The 18,634-nt window shown below is 72.1% G+C and carries 15 protein-coding genes; 9 read left to right on the top strand and 6 right to left on the bottom strand.

Annotated elements, in window-relative coordinates:
* The first annotated feature begins 14 nt into the window (after positions 1 to 14).
* The 5 genes from KU893_RS22085 to KU893_RS22065 all read left to right on the top strand — a co-directional run bounded on the left by KU893_RS22085 (position 15) and on the right by KU893_RS22065 (position 6,561).
* Positions 15 to 443, top strand: a complete 429-nt coding sequence (locus KU893_RS22085; protein ID WP_218236902.1) for an acetone carboxylase subunit gamma — start codon at positions 15 to 17, stop codon at positions 441 to 443.
* A 28-nt stretch (positions 444 to 471) separates the two neighbouring features.
* Positions 472 to 2,601 (top strand): hydantoinase/oxoprolinase family protein, encoded by a 2,130-nt coding sequence (locus KU893_RS22080; protein ID WP_218236900.1) that lies wholly within the window; start codon positions 472 to 474, stop codon positions 2,599 to 2,601.
* A gap of 36 nt (positions 2,602 to 2,637) precedes the next feature.
* Positions 2,638 to 4,941, top strand: a complete 2,304-nt coding sequence (locus KU893_RS22075; RefSeq protein WP_218236898.1) for a hydantoinase B/oxoprolinase family protein — start codon at positions 2,638 to 2,640, stop codon at positions 4,939 to 4,941.
* Positions 4,942 to 5,047: 106 nt separating this feature from the next.
* Positions 5,048 to 5,845 (top strand): hypothetical protein, encoded by a 798-nt coding sequence (locus KU893_RS22070; RefSeq protein ID WP_218236896.1) that lies wholly within the window; start codon positions 5,048 to 5,050, stop codon positions 5,843 to 5,845.
* A gap of 71 nt (positions 5,846 to 5,916) precedes the next feature.
* The gene (locus KU893_RS22065; protein ID WP_218236894.1) at positions 5,917 to 6,561 is read left to right on the top strand and encodes a TetR/AcrR family transcriptional regulator; all 645 of its coding nucleotides are present in this window, start codon (positions 5,917 to 5,919) and stop codon (positions 6,559 to 6,561) included.
* Here KU893_RS22065 and KU893_RS22060 read toward each other — a convergent pair.
* The gene (locus tag KU893_RS22060) at positions 6,546 to 7,388 is read right to left on the bottom strand and encodes an alpha/beta hydrolase (RefSeq protein ID WP_218236892.1); all 843 of its coding nucleotides are present in this window, start codon (positions 7,386 to 7,388) and stop codon (positions 6,546 to 6,548) included. The genes KU893_RS22065 and KU893_RS22060 overlap by 16 nt on opposite strands.
* A gap of 59 nt (positions 7,389 to 7,447) precedes the next feature.
* Between KU893_RS22060 and KU893_RS22055 the strand changes: the two genes are divergently transcribed.
* Together KU893_RS22055 and KU893_RS22050 are read left to right on the top strand one after the other, a co-directional pair.
* Entirely contained in the window at positions 7,448 to 8,977 is a 1,530-nt protein-coding gene (locus KU893_RS22055) for a flavin-containing monooxygenase (protein WP_218236890.1), read from the top strand.
* 29 nt (positions 8,978 to 9,006) lie between these two features.
* Positions 9,007 to 10,344, top strand: coding sequence for a hypothetical protein (locus KU893_RS22050; RefSeq protein WP_218236888.1), 1,338 nt, complete (start codon positions 9,007 to 9,009; stop codon positions 10,342 to 10,344).
* A gap of 39 nt (positions 10,345 to 10,383) precedes the next feature.
* Here the strand turns inward: KU893_RS22050 and cls are convergent, their stop codons facing one another.
* From cls to KU893_RS22035, 3 genes are read right to left on the bottom strand one after another with little or no spacing between them, the layout of a single operon-like run.
* On the bottom strand, positions 10,384 to 11,868 hold the full coding sequence (gene cls / locus KU893_RS22045; RefSeq protein ID WP_218236886.1) for a cardiolipin synthase: 1,485 nt from the start codon (positions 11,866 to 11,868) through the stop codon (positions 10,384 to 10,386).
* 40 nt (positions 11,869 to 11,908) lie between these two features.
* Complete coding sequence (locus tag KU893_RS22040) at positions 11,909 to 12,448, bottom strand: hypothetical protein (protein ID WP_218236884.1); 540 nt, start codon at positions 12,446 to 12,448, stop codon at positions 11,909 to 11,911.
* Positions 12,445 to 12,825, bottom strand: coding sequence for a PLDc N-terminal domain-containing protein (locus KU893_RS22035; RefSeq protein WP_257441371.1), 381 nt, complete (start codon positions 12,823 to 12,825; stop codon positions 12,445 to 12,447). The genes KU893_RS22040 and KU893_RS22035 overlap by 4 nt, the downstream gene beginning before the upstream one ends.
* Before the next feature lie 206 nt (positions 12,826 to 13,031).
* Between KU893_RS22035 and KU893_RS22030 the strand changes: the two genes are divergently transcribed.
* Together KU893_RS22030 and KU893_RS22025 are read left to right on the top strand one after the other, a co-directional pair.
* Complete coding sequence (locus tag KU893_RS22030) at positions 13,032 to 13,937, top strand: YhjD/YihY/BrkB family envelope integrity protein (protein ID WP_218236882.1); 906 nt, start codon at positions 13,032 to 13,034, stop codon at positions 13,935 to 13,937.
* Between the two features lie 9 nt (positions 13,938 to 13,946).
* Positions 13,947 to 15,161: a hypothetical protein gene (locus KU893_RS22025; protein WP_218236880.1), complete on the top strand. Its 1,215-nt coding sequence runs from the start codon at positions 13,947 to 13,949 to the stop codon at positions 15,159 to 15,161.
* Here KU893_RS22025 and KU893_RS22020 read toward each other — a convergent pair.
* Entirely contained in the window at positions 15,141 to 16,832 is a 1,692-nt protein-coding gene (locus tag KU893_RS22020; protein WP_218236878.1) for a SulP family inorganic anion transporter, read from the bottom strand. The two genes, KU893_RS22025 and KU893_RS22020, sit on opposite strands and share 21 nt — an antisense overlap.
* Positions 16,825 to 18,507 carry a SulP family inorganic anion transporter gene (locus KU893_RS22015; RefSeq protein ID WP_218236875.1) on the bottom strand — a complete coding sequence of 561 codons (1,683 nt, stop codon included), beginning with the start codon at positions 18,505 to 18,507 and terminating at the stop codon, positions 16,825 to 16,827. Before KU893_RS22015 ends, KU893_RS22020 begins: the two co-directional genes overlap by 8 nt.
* Between the last annotated feature and the right edge of the window lie 127 nt (positions 18,508 to 18,634).

Below are 18,634 nucleotides of genomic sequence, written 5' to 3'. Positions count from 1 at the left end.
AAAGGAGGACTCCCGTGCGAGTCCCCATGACCGAGTACCTCGTGATCGACCTCGACTCCGAGCGCTGGGTGTGCCGCGTGTGCGCCCACGACCTCGGGTCGGCTCACGACAACTACAAGCCCGGGACGCTGGTCTACGACCGCGACCCGCGCGAGATCCACCAGTCGATCATCGACCCGGAGCGCTACGAGTACACCTTCAGCCCCGATCCCACCTACTGCCGGATCCTCGAGTACTACTGCCCCGGCTGCGGCACCCAGATCGAGGTCGAGTACCTCCCGCCGGGCCACCCGCCGACCGTCGACCTCCTGATCGACGTCCCCGCCCTGCGCGCCCAGTGGGAGGAGCGCGGCGTCGACGCCGAAGAGGTCCACAACTACGGACCCGGCGACGACGCCCAGCAGCAGACAGCGGCCCTCAAGGCCATCGGCCACGTGCGCTGACGCGCCGGAGCAAAGGAACAGACACCTCATGAAGAGAATCTCCGTCGACATCGGTGGCACCTTCACCGACTGCTTCTTCGTCTGGGACGACCTGTACGTCGACGCCAAGGCGCTCACGACCCACCACAACCTCGCCCTCGGCTTCAACGAGGCACTCGACCTGGCCTGCTCCCGCGCCGGCCTGGACCGGGAGACCGTGCTGTCCGAGGTCGACTCGGTGCGCTACGCGACCACCCTCGGGACCAACGCGCTGATCGAGCGCAAGGGGCCGAAGGTGGCCGCGATCGTGACGCACGGCTTCGAGGACACGATCCCGCTCTCCCGCGGCCGCGGGTACGGCGAGGGCCTGGACTACTCGATGCAGCAGAACCTGCCCGCCGCGGAGCGTCCCGACCCGATCGTGCCCCGCTCGATGATCCGCTCGGTCAAGGAGCGGATGAACTCGGCCGGCAAGGTGGTCGCTCCGCTCGATGCAGAGGACGTCCGCAAGATGGTGCGCGAGCTCGTCAACGCCGGCGCAGAGGCGATCGTCGTGTCCCTGGTCAACGCCACCGAGAACCCGGCGCACGAGCTCGCGATCCAGGAGATCATCCTCGACGAGTTCCCGCCCCACGAGCTCGGCGCCATCCCGGTGCTGCTGGGCCACCAGGTCTCGGGACGCAAGGGCGAGTACGTGCGCGCCACCTCGACCATCATCGACGGCTTCCTGCACGAGATCATGTTCCACGCCCTCAGCCAGCTGTCGAACAACCTGCGCGACTCCGGCTACGACAAGCCGATGCTCGTCATCCACAACTCCGGCGGCATGGCGCAGATGAACTCCACCGACGCGCTGCAGACCATCCACTCGGGACCGATCGCGGGTGTCGGCGCCGCCGAGCACCTCTCGAGCGAGACCGGACTGGGCCACGTCATCTCCACCGACATGGGCGGCACCTCCTTCGACATCGGCCTGGTGCCCGAGGGCGGCGTGAAGCACTACGACTTCCTGCCCACCATCGACCGCTGGCTGGTCTCGGTGCCGATGGTGCACCTCGACACCCTCGGCGCCGGCGGTGGCTCGATCGCGTCGTACGACCGGATCCACAACTCGATCAAGATCGGTCCCGAGTCGGCCGGCTCCAACCCCGGTCCCGCGTGCTACGACCGCGGCGGCCTGCGCCCCACGGTCACCGACGCCGACCTGCTGCTCGGCTACCTGGATCCCGACAACTACGCCAACGGCTACATCAAGCTCAACCCGAGGCGCTCGCGCTTCGCGATCGAGGAGGCGCTCGCCGACCACCTCGACATGGACGTCTTGGACATCGCCCGGGTGATCAAGGACGGCGTCGACGAGCAGATGGCGATCGGGATCGGCAAGGAGCTGCGGGTCCGCGGCTACCTGCCCGAGGACTTCACGATGCTCGCGTACGGCGGCAACGGGCCGCTCCACGCCTGCGGCATCGCCCGCCATGCCGGCATCAAGCGGGTCCTCGCCCCGCCGTTCTCGTCGGTCTTCTCGGCGTGCGGCGCCGGCAACATGAAGCAGCTCCACTTCCACGAGCGCGGCGTGCACGTGACGATGTACAACGCGACCACGCGGGCGCTCTACGACCGCTACGAGGAGTTCAACGCGGTGGTGGCCGAGCTGGAGGCGCGCGGCCGGGAGGACCTGGTCCGCCAGGGCTTCGACGCCGCCGACGTGCGGCACCGCCTCGAGGTGGACATGCGCTACGGCAACCAGCTGCTCACGCAGGCCGTCGCGTTGGAGGACCTCCGTCGCATCGACGGCGTCGGCGACGTGCTGGAGATCATCAAGACCTTCGGCGACGTCTACAGCCACCGCTTCGGTGCGGCCTCGGCCGCGCCGGAGGCCGGCATCCGCTGCAGCACGGTCCGCGTGGCGTCGTACGTCGACGGGGACGTCGTGAACTTCGAGCCGCTGGACTTCGGCGGCGAGCGCTCCGAGCCGTCCCCCGTCGCGCGCCGGCAGGTGCACTTCATCGGCCACGACGCGGCGCTGGACACCCCCGTCTACGACCAGGCCGCGCTGACCCACGAGCGGGTGATCCACGGCCCGGCGATCGTGACCACCGAGAACACCACGTTCCTGGTCGAGCCCGGCTGGCGACTGGAGCCCACCCGCCAGGGCGCCGTGTGGTTCCTGCAGGACTGACCCGCTCACCCGCTACCGAACGCAAGGAAGACTGACATGACCGCAGTGCACGAGAACCCCAGCCGGGTGCTCACTCCGCAGGAGCAGGAGTGGGTCGACAAGTTCATGGACGAGACGACGCTGTTCCTCGGTCCGGACCCGGAGATCATGCGCGACCACGGCATCGCGCCGCGCAGTGACCACGAGGAGCTGGCGATCGCCGCCGGCGTCGACCGGCTCGAGGTGGAGCGGATCCGCAAGCGGATCGCCGGCGCCCTCGACGAGGGCTACGAGATGTGCGAGGCCCAGGGGGCCGCGCCCGGCGCCAAGTGGGGCGACCTGACGACCGCCATCTACACCGGCTCGGGCGACGTGTCGTACCTGTCCTGCCACGGCGTGATCGCGTTCAGCGCGATCCTGCACCACCCGATCCGCTACATCATGAAGTACTGGAAGGACGAGCCGACCGTCGGCATCAACCCCGGTGACGGCTTCATCCACAACGACGCCCGGTTCGGGAACGTCCACAACACCGACCAGTCGATGATCATGCCGGTGATGCGCGACGGCCAGATCATCGCCTGGGTGGCCGCGACCATCCACGAGGGCGAGAACGGCGCCTGCGAGCCGGGCGGCATGCCGTCGGGCTCCGAGACGCCGTTCGACGACGGCCTGCGGATGAGCCCGTTCAAGATCGTCGAGGGCGGCGAGCTGCGCCGTGACCTGCTGACCTTCCTCCAGCACTCGGTGCGGGACCCCAAGCTCCAGCTCGCCGACCTCAAGGTGAAGATCACCGCGGTGCGCAAGATCATGGAGCGGGTCGACGCCGTCATCGACGAGGTCGGCGTCGACACCTTCGTCGCGGCGCTGCGCACCACCGTCGAGGACGTCGAGGTCGAGGTCCGCCGCCGGATCAGCGAGCTGCCGGACGGCACCTACCGCTTCGACCAGTTCATGGACTCGACGCTGAAGGAGAACATCCTCATCAAGTTCGCCTGCAAGATCACGGTCAAGGGCGACGAGATGATCGTCGACCTGCGCGGCACCGGTCCGGAGATCCTGAACCGGGCCATCAACTCGCCGCTGTGCTCGGTGAAGTCGATGTTCATGCAGGCGATCCTCGCCTTCTGGTGGCCCGACCTGCCCCGCTGCACCTCGGCGATGAGCTGCATCGAGATCATCTCCGACGAGGGGACCTGGGCCGACGCGTCGTACGACGCCCCGATGGGCCAGTCGCTGCAGGCGTCGTTCCGCGGATTCTCGGCCTTCCAGGCGCTCTACAGCCGGATGTCCTTCTCCACGCCGCACAAGTACAGCAACGTGGTGGCCAACTGGTTCAACCAGATCAACACCTTCTTGTGGGGCGGCGTCACCCAGCACGGCGACATGGTCGGCAACCTGTGCGCCGACCTCAACGGGATGCCCGGCGGGGCCAAGCCGTTCCGTGACGGCGAGGACGCCGTGTCGCCCCTCTTCTGCGCGATGGCCGACACCGCTGAGCAGGAGGTCATGGAGGAGGAGGTGCCCTTCATGCAGCTGGTCTCCAAGCGCCTGGTCCGCGACAACATGGGCTTCGGCAAGTTCAACGGCGGCATGGGCTACGAGATGATCGTCGCCGCCGAGGGGACGCCGCAGTGGGGCTTCATGACCGTGACGTCGGGTGCGAAGTTCTCCTCCATCTACGGCATGTACGGCGGCTACGGCTGTGGCACCTACCCGCTGGCGATGGTCAAGGGCACCAACGTCTACGAGCACATCCGGCGCGACCCGTCCAAGTTCGACCTGTCCATCGAGAAGGTCATGAACGAGCGGCCGTTCGAGGACGGGCGGTACTCGACCTACCACATGGGTCTGCAGTTCGACATCGCCAAGGACGGCGAGCTGTACATGATCAGCCAGGGTGCCGGCGGTGGGTACGGCGACCCGCTCGAGCGCCTGGCGGAGTCCGTCGTGCGGGACGCCGAGCTGGGCAGGATCACCCAGAAGGTCGCCGAGGAGATCTTCGGGGTCCGCTACGACCCGACGAACTTCCGTCTCGACGCCGAGGGCACCGAGGCCGCTCGGCAGGCGGCCCGCGAGGCGAGGCTGCGGCGCGGCAAGCCGTTCGCGGAGTTCTGCGAGGAGTTCGTGACCCCGGAGCCGCCGGAGAGCCTGCACTACTACGGCTCGTGGGGCTCGGAGACCGAGGACATCACGGCGACCGTGTTCACCATCGACGGTCCGGAGCGGGTCTCCGCTCCGCTGGCCGAGCTCCCGATCGTGATGATCCCCGACCGGCGCGAGGTGCGTATCGCCGAGCTGGAGGCGCGCGTCCTCGAGCTCGAGGCCACCCACGGCATCGAGGTCAAGCGCCTCGCCTGACAGCTCTCCTCCCCACGGGCGGTGGGTGACCGGGCGGTCCACCCCGGTCGCCCACCGCCTCCTCGAAGCCATGACTCCCCGCCGCGGCGGGTGGAAGGAAAACGCCATGTCCTCCTTGCTGAGCCTCGTCGGTGCCGCCCCGAGCGGACGGCCTCGGCCGGTGCTGCTCGACCACCGCGACTACGCCACGGCGGTCATCCGGCAGGGTGCACCGGTGCCGTGGACGGATCTGGCCGCGCTGACCGGGCACGTCCAACAGGTGCACGCGCTGCTCGACCCCGACACGACGTGGATCGACGGCGGTGCGCTCTACGCCGCCCATCTCGCCGCTCACCCGGACCTGCTCGAGCAGATGGGTGCCCGGTCGCGGACCGGCTACCCGCTGCGGGTCCTGCTGGCGGACGAGGGTGGTGTGGAGCGGGTGGTCCGCACGGCCGGGACCCTCGCCGAGGCGTGCCGCCGGCCGTTGGTGGTGTCGGTGCCCTCGCCCGCGGTGTGGCTGGGACGCGCCCACGCCCTGACCCCGCACCGGCTGGAGAGCGTCGACGAGATCGCCGCCGACACCGCGTCGATGTACCTCGCCGAATGGCTGGGGAAGCTCGGCGCCCTCCCGGTCGCCCTGGTCGTGCTCGACGCGCGGACGGCGCCCGGCGACACGCCCGTCGAGGTGCCGGAGCGGCTGGGGGCGCTCTCGGCCCTCACCAACGTGGCGGCGCACTTCGAGTGGAGCGTCGCCGTCCGGCACGAGACGGGGCTGGAGATCGACGGGGTCGCGGTCGGGGTCGTGCCCGACGCCTTCTGGTCCGGGGACGCGGACCTGCCCGACGGCGACGCGCTGCTGGCCACCATCCCTGCCACGGCGACGCCCGAACGGGTCCTCGACCAGCTCGCGGTCCTCGGGTGAGGTGTTCGGGTGGAACGGGCGCGGAGCGGGCGCGGTAGTCTGCGCCGTCGACAGCCGATGCGAGGAGAGGCATGCCCACCGGCACCTGGGAGCGTCTTGCTGAAGCGCGCCGTGCGGCGGTGCTCGCGGCGGCCGAGCGCGAGTTCGCCGAACGCGGCTTCAGCCAGGGCAGTCTCAACGTCATCGCGCGTGAGGCCGGGGTGTCGAAGGGGAGCCTCTTCCAGTACTTCGAGGACAAGGTCGACCTCTTCGTCCACGTCGCCGGTCTGGCCAGTGCTCGGATCCGCGAGAACATGCAGGCGGCAGCCTTCGAGCTGCCGTGGGACAGCGACTTCTTCGGGTCCCTGCGCCGGCTCGGCGCGGCCTGGGTGCGCTACTTCTACGCCCACCCGGTCGACCTGGGGCTGACCGCGGCCGCCAACCTGGAGCCGGACCGGTCGGCGCGGCCCGCCGTGCGTGCGGCCGCCGCCGAGCAGTACGAGCTCATGCTCCGCCCGCTGATCCGGCTGGCCGCGGAGACCGGCCAACTGGTCCCGGATGCGGACGAGGACGCGTTGCTGGCGCACCTGATCCTGATGCTGCCGCACCTCGCCCTGGCGCCGCATGTCGCGGGCCTGGACTCGGTCCTGGGGCTGGACGGCGCCGAGGTGGAGGACGCGATCGCCGGTGCGGACCGGATGCTGCGGGCGCTGGAGGCGGCCTACGCGCGCAGGTGAGCGCGCTGCAGCCAGTCGGAGAGCGCCTGCCACGGCACCTCCTGGCCGGCATCCTGCATGAGGTTGTGCCCGATCCCGTCGAAGACCTGCAGCTCGGCGTCGTAGCGCGCGGCGGTGCGTCGTACGGCGGCGACGGGGACCAGGCGGTCGGCCCGGGCGGCGAGCGCCAGCACCGGCGCGCCGCCCAGCGGCAGCCCGGGCGGGCGGTGGAAGACCAACTGGTGCTGGACGAGCGGTGACTCCGGGCCGCATCGGGCCACCAGGCGGTCCGCCTCGGCCCGGGGGAGCCCCTCGAAGAGGTACTCGTGGCGCAGGGGCAGCGTCGAGCCGACCAGCACGCGGAGTGCGTCGAGCGGGTGCTGCCGGGCGATCGAGGCGAGCGAGCCGAGGGCCGGCCGGTGACCGACCGAGGCGACGAGGACCAGGCCGGCGACCTGCTCGCGCGCCGCGACCTGCTGGCAGACCAGGCCGCCCATCGAGTGGCCGACCAGGACAGGTCGGGCGGGGAGCAGCGCCATCGCGGCGCGCACGTCGGCGACGTACTGGGACAGGCGCGCGGTGCGGACGGCGCCCTCGCTGCCGCCGTGGCCGCGCAGCGAGACCGACCAGGCGGTACGGCCCTCGGCGGCCGCGGCGTCCATCCAGGCCGACCAGCAGCCGGCCTCGTGAGCCAGCCCGTGCACGAACAACAGCGGAGGCAACGCCGGCAGCGCCGGGTCCCGGGTGGCGTCGGTGCTCAGCACCTCCAGGCCGCGGTGGCGGATGCGGGTGATGGTCACGGCTCCCCCTCGACGGGTGATCGGGCCGCGCAGGGCTTGCGCGGCCATGTGACGGACCTTACAGTGACCAGTGGTCATATGACCACTGGTCACAACGAAGGAGTGTCATGACAGAGCCGGCCGAGACCGTCGACGAGGTCGACGTGCTGATCGTGGGCGCCGGGCTGTCCGGCATCGGGGCCGCCCACCACGTCGCCACCGCCTTTCCCGGGCGCAGCTTCCGGATCCTGGAGGGCCGGCACGCGATCGGCGGCACCTGGGACCTGTTCCGCTATCCCGGCATCCGCTCCGACTCCGACATGCACACCCTCGGCTACCGGTTCCGGCCGTGGACCGCGGCGAAGTCCATCGCCGACGGCCCCGCCATCCGCGACTACGTGCGCGCAGCGGCGGCCGACGGTGGCATCGACCAGCACATCGCCTTCGGCCTCGAGGTGCGTGAGGCGCACTGGTACTCGGCCGAGGGACGCTGGACCGTGCTCGCCGTCGACGACGCGGGTGGTGAGCACCGGTACCGCTGCTCCTTCCTGTGGTCGTGCGCCGGGTACTACGACTACGCGGCAGGCTTCACGCCGCAGCTCGAGGGCCGCAAGGAGTTCGCGGGCCAGGTCGTGCACCCGCAGCACTGGCCCGAGGACCTCGACGTCGCCGGCCGCCGGATCGTCGTCATCGGCTCCGGCGCCACGGCGATCACCCTGGTGCCGGCGCTCGCCGACCTGGGGGCCGAGGTGACGATGCTGCAGCGCTCGCCGACCTACGTCATGAACCTGCCCTCCGTCGACCGGTTCGCGGTCGTGGCCCACCGCCTCCTCGGCGACCGCACCGGCTACGCGGTGACCCGGTGGAAGAACGTGCTGCGCCAGTGGGGGGTCTACCGCTTCAGTCAGGCACGTCCCGAGGCCATGCGGCGGGTCATCCGCTTCCTCCAGCGCCGCCAGCTGCCCGCAGGCTACGACATCGACACCCACTTCAACCCGTCCTACGGGCCGTGGGACCAGCGGCTGTGCGCGGTCCCCGACAACGACCTGTTCCGGGTGCTGTCAGCCGGCCGGGCCGAGATCGTCACCGACCACGTCGACCGCTTCGACGAGACCGGCCTGGTGCTCGCCTCCGGCCGCCACCTCGAGGCCGACATCGTCGTGACCGCCACGGGGCTGGAGATGCGCGCCTTCGGCGGGCTCGACTTCTTCGCCGACGGCGAGCGGATCGAGGTTCCGCAGTGCATCGCCTACAAGGGCATGATGCTCAGCGGCGTGCCGAACTTCGCGTTCACCGTCGGCTACACCAACTCGTCGTGGACGCTCAAGGCCGACCTGGTCGCCGAGTACGTCGTCCGGCTGCTGCGCCGCATGGACGAGACCGGCAACGACGTCGCCGTCCCGGTGAACGCCGACCCCGACCTGGAGACCCGGCCGCTGCTCGACTTCCAGGCCGGCTACGTCACCCGGGCGCTCGACCGGCTGCCGCGCGCGGGCGCCACCCCGCCGTGGCGGCTGGGCATGAACTACCTCTCGGACCTGCTCACCCTGCGCCACCGCCGTCTCGACGACGGAGTGATGACGCTGAGCCGTACCCCCGCCACCGATCCCCGCAACGTGCCCGAGACCCCCGCCGTTCCCGCCGTCACTGCCCGCTGAGCGGGCCACCACCACCCGAGGAGAACACCGTGAAGCTCACCTTCCGCCGGGCCGTCGCCACCCTGGGCGCCGCCGCCACGATCCTGGGCACCGCTGCCGCGATGCCCGCCTCCGCCGCAGGCGGGCCCGTGGGGCCGGCGCCGCGTCCGAGCGCCGGCGACTGCCTGTGGGTGCACACCTTCACCGCCGACGACACCGACGACAACTACGCCTTCCCCGACAGCGGCGCGCACTACTGGGCGGCCGCCTTCACCATCCCCGAGGGAGCCCGACTCGACCTCGCCGGAAGGTTCGCGCACGCCCGCTACCAGTCGCTCAACTCCTACGACATCGCCACGAACGCGCCGGTCGACGCGCTCAACGACGTCAGCACCCGCCCGGACCCCGGCGCCCGCAACCCCTACCTGCCCGGTGCGTCCCGGGTCGGCGAGACCGGTCGCGACTACACCGTGCACGTCTCGCCCGAGCAGGTGCCGGCCGGCGACCGCGCGGACAACACCCTGTACGCCGGGGTGCCGGGCCAGTCCTCGCAGCTGCTCCTCTACCGGGTCTACCTGCCCGACCGGGGCCGCGACCTCACCGGGGGCACGGGGATCCCGAAGCCCCGGCTGACCCTCGCCGACGGCACCGTCCTCACCGGCGCGCGGGCCTGCGCCGCGCTGCGGGCGAGCACGGACAAGCCGGCCGTCGCGATGTTCCCGATGGCGACCTATCTCGCGCTGCGCAACCAGCCCGGCAAGCCGGCGACCTTCCCGGCCCGCCAGGACCCGCAATGGCTCTCCTACTACAACCTGCAGTTCAACGTGCAGTGCATCTACTACGGCCTGTGCACCGGCACGCCGGCCCGGGTGAACCAGCAGTACGCCAACATCGACAACAAGTACGTCAGCGCCCAGGCGAGCACCGGGTTCGGCGAGGTGCTCACCCTGCGCGGCAAGCTGCCCGTCACGCCCCGCACGCTGCACCGCCAGCCGCGGATGGCCGCGGACGTCGACATGCGCTACTGGTCGCTGTGCACCAACGAGTCGATGGCCACCACCCGCGTCGAGGACTGCGTCTACGACGAGGACGTCGTCACCGACGCCGACGGCTGGTACACGATCGTGGTCACCCGGGCCGAGGACCGTCCGGCCAACGCCGTCGCCCGCTGCGGAGTGACCTGGCTCGAGGCGCCGGTCCGCGGCGACGGTGCCGGCAACCTCGGCGACGACCTGCTGCTGATGCGCAACATGCTGCCCTCGGCGGACTTCGCCCACGCGGTCCAGAACACGCGGGTCCCCGGTGACGAGAAGGCCGTGATGGGCGACTACCTGCCCACGTCGCTGCACCCGCCCCGGGGGGTGTTGGCGGCGCGCGGCTGCGGTTGAGCCGAGCGTGCGGGCCCGGACCGATCCGGGCCCGCACGCTCACTGCAGGGCGGCGGTGAGCCGGAGGACGTTGTCGAGGTAGCGCAGGTGCGCGGGGCGGCGAGTCCACTCCTCGAGCGTCAGCTCGGTGCTCCGGCACCGGTAGTGGTCCTGCACCTCGCTCAGTGCCGCGACCGCCGCGGGGCCCAGCAGCATCAGCGACACCTCGTAGTTGAGGGCGAACGAGCGCAGGTCCATGTTGCTGGAGCCGATCACGGCCACGTCGTCGTCGATCGTGAAGTGCTTGGCGTGCAGCACGAACGGCGCTGGGTAGCGGTGGATCCGCACGCCCGCCTCCAGCAGGGCCCGGTAGTAGGACGCCTGGGCGTGGCCGACCATGAACTGGTCCGACACCTCGCTGACGAACAGCTCGACCTCGACGCCTCGCAGCGCGGCGGTCGTCACGGCGTAGAGCAGCGACTCGTCGGGGACGAAGTACGGGCTGGTGAGCGAGATCCGGCGCTGGGCCGAGTAGATGAGGGTCGTGAACAGGCGCAGGTTGTTCTCCGCCTCGTAGCCGGGGCCGCTGGGGACGACCTGGCACGGGAGGCCACGGAGCCCTCCGGGGCGCGAGGCGCCGGAGGCGGGATGCGCCTCGACGTCCAACAGCTCGTCGGTCTCGGCGTACCAGTCGCCGGCGAAGACGGCGTCGAGGGCGGCCACCACCGGACCCTCGAGGCGCACCATCAGCTCGACCCACGCGCGGCCCAGCGCATGGTTCTTCGGTTTGTTGTAGCCGGGCTCGGTCAGGTTCTGCGAGCCGGTGAAGCCGACCCGGCCGTCGACGGTCAGCAGCTTGCGGTGGTTGCGCAGGTCGGGGCGGCGAAAGCGCCCGCGCAGGGGCTGGATCGGCAGCATCGCGCGCCACTGGATGCCGGTGCCGTCCAGCCGCTCGAGCATCGTCCGGTAGCCGGGGATGCCGCGTGAGCCGAGGTGGTCGAAGAGCAGGCGCACCGTGACGCCCCGCTCGGCGGCCCGTGCCATCGCCTGCAGGAGCGGGTCGGTGACGTCGTCCCACGCGGTGATGTAGAACTCGACGTTGACGACGTCGAGTGCCGCGTCGACGGCCTCGGCCATCGCGGCGATCGAGCCGGAGTAGTCGGGCAGCAGGACGGCGTCGTTCCCGGGCAGCAGCGGCAGCGTGCCGAGGCGGCGGTTGAGCAGCGCCACCGAGTCGACGTACGTCGGCCGGTCGGGGTCGTCGTCGAGCGTCGGCAGGTGCGCGGTGCGCTCGGCGATGCGGAGGTTGACCTCGCGCTGCCGGGCATGACGCCGGCGCCCGACGTGCGTGCTGCCGAAGAGCAGGAAGACGCCGAAGCCCGGGATGGGGAGCACCAGGATCAGCAGCAGCCACGCCATCCCCGTCGAGGGCTTGCGGTTGCCCGGGATGACCCCGAGCGCGAGCACGCGCAGCACCATGTCGGCGGCCAGCAGGCCGAGGCCGAGCCAGGTGAACGGCTCGGCCAGGAACTCGCGCAGGGTCATGCTTCCTCCTCGCCGTCCCACAGGAGCGGCGGACCGGTGATCAGTGGAGCAGAGCCTTCGCGACGACCATCAGCACGCCGAGCGTGCTGGCGAGCAGGCCCTCGCCGAGGGCGTAGACGAGGGAGGCGCCGACGCGGAGCGCCGCGAAGGTGCCGAGGCCGAAGAGCAGGCCGATCGTCACGAAGAGCGTGACGCTGGCCGTGGTCGCCGGCTCGCCGCCGAGGAGAGCGACGACGAGGAGGATCGCGAGGCCGGGCAGGGCGCCGACGAGGACGCCGAGCTCGTCGCGCAGCGCCGTGCGCACCCGCCGCAGCACCCGCACCCGAACTCCCCGCAGAGGGTGGGCGACGAGATGGACGTAGACGTGCGCCAGCCAGTAGGTCAGCACCACGAACGCCCAGATCGCACCGAGCCGGGCATTGCTGTGGACATGGAGCCCGACCGCGCCGATCGTCGCGGCCGAGACGATCACGCCGTAGACGACCTCGCCCGGCTCGGCGCGGGGTCGGGGCCCCCCCGGCCGGGCCCGCCGGCCCGGGGGGTGGGCAGGGTCCGGCGTGCCGACCGGGTCGCGGCTCACTGGACGCCGAGCGCCCGAGCCTTGAGGAGGTCGAACTCGTCCTGGCCGATCGTGCCTGCGTCGAGGAGGCTCTTCGCGGTCGCGATCTCCTCGGCGGGCGTACGGCCGGCGGCGTCACGGATGTAGGCGCGGGCGGCCTCCTCGTTGCGCTGGGCCTGTGCGATCGCGCGACCGGCCATCCCCTTGCCGCGCGCGACGAGGTAGACGATCGCGGTGATGGCGGGCAGGACCAGCAAGAAGACCACCCACACCGCCTTCATCCCGCCCGACAGCTCGTGGTCCCGGAACAGGTCGCCCAGGATGTTGAACAGCACCATCAGGTAGGACACGAAGAAGAATGACCAGACCAGCAGCCACAAGATGTCCCAGAAGCTCACGATGAACCCGTCCGTTCGTTGCTCCCAGCGCAGTGCGTGCGCCGGTCGTCGACATGCCCCACCGGGCGGTGGAGCCACTCGACGCTAGGCGAGTCGGGAGCCGGAGGGCCTGTCCCCGGGCCCCGCGGAGGCCAATGTCATCCGCTAGGGGTGAGAACCTCGCCCGACGCACTGCCCGGACGGGCCCGAGTGAGGATCCTTGGTCCGTGGTCCCCCCGCTGCGCACGCGCGCCCGCACCCTCCTCGCCCGCATCCGCGCCCGGGTCGACGCCATCCCGATCGTCGGCCGGATCGTCGAGGAGTGGCGCCGGGTGGAGGTGGTCGACCGGGCCATGGTGACCGCGGCGCAGGGGCTGCTGGCCCTGGTGCCGCTCGTCATCGTCCTGGTCGCTTACCTGCCGGCCGACCTGACCAAGGCCGGGTTGGAGCGGTTCGCCGACATCACCGGCCTCGCCGACGCGTCGCTCGACCGGGCGGTGTCCGCCGCGCCGCGCTCGCTCGCCGGGGCCGAGGACGTGCGCGACCGGATCGGGCTGGTCGGGGCGCTGGTGACGGTGCTGTCGGCGTCGAGCTTCGCGCGAGCGGTGATGAGGGCCTACGAGAAGGTGTGGGAGGTGCCGCACCTCACCGGGTTCCGTGGTCGGCGCCGCGCCCTGGGCTGGCTGCTCGGCTGGCTGTTCGCCCTCGAGGCGCTGAGCCTGGTGACCCGCGCGCTCGACCGGGCCGCGGTGCCGTTCGCGGTGGTCGTCGGCGTCCAGGTGGCGCTGGTCGCGGTGCTGTGGTGGTGGAGCCTGCACGTGCTGCTCCACGGGGCGCGCACGTGGCGGGCGCTCGCGGTACCGGCGGCGGCCAGCGCGGTGGCCGTCGTCGCGTTCACCCGCGCGTCCGCGGTGGTCATGCCGGAGTACTCCGTCGCCTCGGTGCGCCAGTTCGGGGGCCTCGGACTCGTGCTGGCGCTCGCCACCTGGCTCGTCGGGTTCAGCGCGGTCCTGGTGCTCAGCGCGATCCTCGGGCGCGCCGCGGGCGAGATGCTGGACGAACGGGCCGGCCGCTCACCCGTCGGGGATGAGCCCGCGGCCCGGGACGAGCCGGCAGCGCCCTCGAGCCTCTAGGTTCCGGCCATGACCAGCCCACCCGACCTGCCTCCACGCCGCCGGAACGGACGCTGGCGCGCCCTCGCCGCCAGCCTGCTCGTCGTCCTCGGCGTCGTGCTGGTGCCGGTGAGCCTCGTCGCCCGGTACGTCGACCAGGAGGTCGGCGACACCGACCGCTACGTCGAGACGGTCGGCCCGCTCGCCGACAACCCGGTGGTGCAGGCCGCGATCGCGCGCCGCGTCACCGACGAGCTGCTCGAGCTGCTGCGGCTCGATGAGCTGACCGACCAGGCCTCGACCGCGCTCACCGAGAGGGGCTTGCCGCCCCGGTTGGTGGACCTGCTGCGGACGGCTTCGGTCCCGCTGCGCGAGGCGATCACGTCGTACGTGCGCGAGACCGTGGGCAAGGTCGTGCGCTCCGAGCAGTTCGCCGACGCCTGGGTGGTGGCCAACCGCTCGGCCCACGAGCAGCTGGTCGCCCTGGTCACCGGCGAGGACTCCGAGGAGCTCCACGTCGAGGAGGGGACGGTGTCGGTCAACCTCGCCGCGGTCATCGCGACCGTCAAGGAGGTGCTGCTGGACCAGGGCTTCGAGCGCGCGGCCCGCATCCCCGAGGTCTCGGCGCAGTTCGTCGTGCTCCAGTCGGCCGACCTGGTGAAGGTGCAGCGGTTGGCGCGAGCGCTGGACCGTACGGCGACGCTGCTGCCGGTCCTCGCCCTGCTGTCGCTGGCGGCAGCCGTCGCGCTCGCCCGGCGCCGCCGTCGCGTGGTGCTCGTGGCGGCTCTCGCGGTGGCGTTCGCCATGGTCGCGATGGGGGTCGCTCTCGCGGCCGCGCGGGCGGCGTACCTCGACGCGATCCCGGTCCGCGAGGAGGGGCTCGGCGCGGCACGGGAGGTCTTCGACGCCGTGGTGCGCCTGTTGCGTACGCAGGTGCGCGGGGTGCTGGCTGCCAGCCTGGTCGTCGCAGCGCTCGCGTGGTGGAGCCGGCCGGGCGGCTGGCTGGCCCGCGCCGTCACCTGGTGGCGCGGGGGTGGCTCCTCGGGCCGCGTCGGTGCCTTCCTCGCGGCCCGGGCGGGCGCCGTGCGGCTCTCGCTGGTGGCTCTGGTGCCCGTGTGGTTCGTCGTCGCCGACGACCCGAGCCCCCGGCAGGCGCTGGGCGCGCTGGTGGCGGTCGGGGTGCTGGGTGCGGTCGTCGAGGTCCTCGTCCGCCGCGCCGGCCCCTCAGGAGCGGCTGCGGCGTAGCGCGATGGCCTCCAACGCCGCCGTCAGCGACTGCCCGAGGCGTGAGGAGGCCGCGAAGACGTTGTCGACGCCGATCTCCTGGAGCCCGCCGGTGGCGGCGAGCTGGCTCACCACGCGCTCGCCCACCCCCGCGAGTACCAGGGTCGCCCCCGCGGCCCGGCAGCGCGCCGCATAACCGGTGAGCAGGCCGATCGCGGTCGCGCCGAGGTCGTCGGAGCCGCGCAGACGCAGCACGACGAAGGCCCCGGGTGCGGAGGCCGGGACGGTGGGCAGCTGCTCCTCCAGGCGGGGAGCGGCCGCGAAGAAGAGGCTGCCGTAGGGCACCAGCACGACCGTCGCGCCGGGCTCGAGCACCGCCGGCGGCGCCACCTCTCGTGGCAGCAGCTGGTCCTCGTCGAACACCCAGCGCACCAGCGTGATCCGGTTCGACTGCTGGGTGACGTGGAGCAGGACGGCCAGCGCGACGCCGCTGAGGACGGCGTACTGCAGCGGGATCAGCAGGGTCAGCACGAACGTCATCGCCAGCACCGTCGCCTGCACCGCGCCCGTGCGCCAGACCAGTGCGACGTCCGCGGGCTTCAGGCTGCGGATCCCGACGATCACCAGGAGCGCTCCGAGCGCGGGCATCGCCGTACCGGCGATCAGGTCCGCGGCGAGCAGGATCGTGGCACCCATCACCACCGCCGCCACGAGGTTCGCCAGCGCGCTGCGGGCGCCGGCGTCGCGCACCAGGGAGGTGGCCGACATCGACCCACCGACCGGCATGCCCCGGGCCGCCGCCGCGAGCAGGTTCGCGATCCCCTGGCCACGGAAGTCGCTCGAGGCGTCGGGATAGACGCCATCGGGGTTCGGGGTCGATCCCGAGATGGCGGCCCCCTGCACGAGGCCGACCAGCGCGAGGGACAGCGCCGGGACGATGAGGACAGGAACCAGCTCGAGCGACGGCAGCCCGAGCGCGGGCAGCGCGTCGGGGACCACCGTGGAGTCCGAGATCCGCTCGACGTGGAGGGCCGGCACCGCGGCGGCCAGCGCCGACGCCACGCCCACGCCCACCAGCATCGCGAGCGCGCCGAGCCGGGTGCGCTCCAGGAGCAGCGTCAGCGCGACCGTGATCCCCGCGACGCTCAGCGCCGGGAGCGAGAGGTCGGCGACGTGCACGAGCGTGTCGACGGCGCGCAGCACCCGGTTGCTCGCCTCCGACGCGTAGCCGGTGACGCTCCCGAGCTGCCCCAGCACGATGTTGAGGGCGACCGCGTTGACGAACCCCACGAGCACCGCGGTCGGGATGAAGCGGACCAGCGAGCCCAACCGGGCCAGACCCAGCCCCAGCATCACCAGGCCAGTCAGCAGGGCGAGCGTGGCGAGCGCCTGCTCGCTGGTGCCGGGATCCTGGGTCTGCGGCACGTCCGAGACCAGGACCCCCATGGCGCCGGTCGTCTGCACGGTCATGAACAGCGAGCCGGTCGCCAGCGCCCCACCCAGGGTGCCGGCGAGATAGGCGTACAGGCCGTGCACCGGGTTCACCCCCGCCAGCAGGCCGGCCGCCAGCCCGTCGGGCACCGACTCGGTGCCGAGCACGACGCCGGCCTTGAGGTCGTGCGCCACGGTGCGCCGGTCGCCGAACCGACGCAGGTAGCGCCGTACCCGTTCGCGGGCGCCGCCGTCACTCACCGGCGCCGGCCCGCAGCTCGTACGACGCGAGCGCCGCGCGGTTGGTCGGGAACCGCTCGGCTGACTCGAGCACGCCCAGCCGCTCGAGCCGCCGCAGGAGCCGGTCGTCCTCGCGGGTGATCGCGATGGTCGCGCCCTCGGCCCGCAGGTCGCCCTCGAGCCGCTCGAGCGCCTCGGCTGCCGTCGTGTCGACGTCGGTCACCGAGCCCACGTCGAGGATGACCACGTGCACCGGGTCCGGGGCTTCCCGCACGAGCCGGACCACCTCCGCGCTGAGTGCGTCGGCGTTGGCGAAGAAGACCGGACCGGCCAACCGGAGCACCAGAGCGCCGGGCGCGGTCTGCGCGACGTGCTCGCCGAGGTCGAGCGCGGCCGACTCCGGCCGGCGCGGGTCGGCGAGCAGGTGGACGTGCGGTGCCGCCGCCCGTCGGGTCAGGTTGACGACCGCCAGGGCGAAGGCGACGACGAGGCCCCCGATGGGGCCGATGGCGAGCACCCCGACGAAGGTGACCAGGGCGACCACCAGCTCGTCGGGAGAGACCTGGAGGAGGTGACGCAGCTCGGCGAGTCCGAGCAGCCGGCTGACCGCGACCGCCACCGTCGCGCCGATGGCCGGCGCGGGGATGTCGGCGAGCAGGTCGGCGCCGAACAGCAGGAGCAGCACCGAGCCCACCGCCAGGACCACCGCCGGCAGCTGGGTGCGCGAGCCGGCCTCGTCCATCGCGGCGGTGCGCGAGGTGGAGGAGCCGACCGTGAACGACGAGGTGAGTCCGGCGGCCACGTTGGCGAGGCCGAAGGCGGCCAGGTCACGGTCCGGGTCGGTCGGGTAGCCGTTGCGGTCGGCATAGCTGCGCGCGACCATCAGCCCCTCCGCGACCGTCACCGCCGTGAGCGCCACCGCCGAGGGCACCAGGCCGAGCCACACCTCGAGGGACAGGTCCGGGAAGGCCAGCTCGGGCAGCCCCGACGGCATCGAGCCCAGCACCGCGACGCCGCGGTCGGTCAGGTCCAGCACGCTGGTGGCCGCGGTCGCCAGCACCATCACGACCAGCGCCCACGGCACGGAGGGCGCCCACCGGCGCCCGCCGAGGAGGAGAGCGAGCGCGATCGCGCTGACCGCGACCGTCCAGCCGTGGGCCTGCTCGAGCGAGGTGAGCAGGTGCGTGGCCTGATCGAGGAACTCCCCCTCGGGCAGGCCGATGCCCAGCATCTTCGCCACCTGGCTGAGGCTGACCTCCAGCGCGAGCCCGCCGATGAACCCGACCAGGATGGGCCGGGACAGGAAGTCGGCGAGGAAGCCCAGGCGCAGCCTGCTGCAGAGCAGGAAGACCACGCCGCCGATCAGCGCCTGGGCGGCGGCCATCGCCGAGTAGCTGCCGGCGTCGGCGAGACCGACCCCGGCCAGGCTCGAGGCGACCAGCGCGGCCGCTGCGGCATCCGGCGCGACCACGACCTGGCGTGACGAGGCGGTCAGGGCGAACACGAGTGCGGGGACGACGAGGGCGTACAGCCCTGCCGTCGCGGGCAGCCCGGCGATCTGGGCGTAGCCGATGTTCAGGGGCACGGAGATCGCGATCAGGGTCACCCCTGCGCTGAGCTCGCGCAGCAGGTTCGCGCGGGTGAGGCCCGGGAGGAGCCGCCGGTCGTGGGGCGGTCTCGTCGCGTCGGAGGACATGGTGCAGTCGCCAGCCTGTCGTCGAAGGTCTGCGGCGACTCTGGCAGCGGCGCGGGGAGCGGTTCAAAGGACGCGACCGCACCTCATCCTTCGCGGGTGATTCTCCGGCCCGCGAAGGCGCCTGGCT

The sequence above is a fragment of the Nocardioides daeguensis genome (assembly GCF_019192965.1).
Classification (GTDB): domain Bacteria; phylum Actinomycetota; class Actinomycetes; order Propionibacteriales; family Nocardioidaceae; genus Nocardioides; species Nocardioides daeguensis.
The sequence above is the reverse complement of the archived record's forward strand: the minus strand, read 5'-3'. Positions and strand labels throughout refer to the sequence as shown.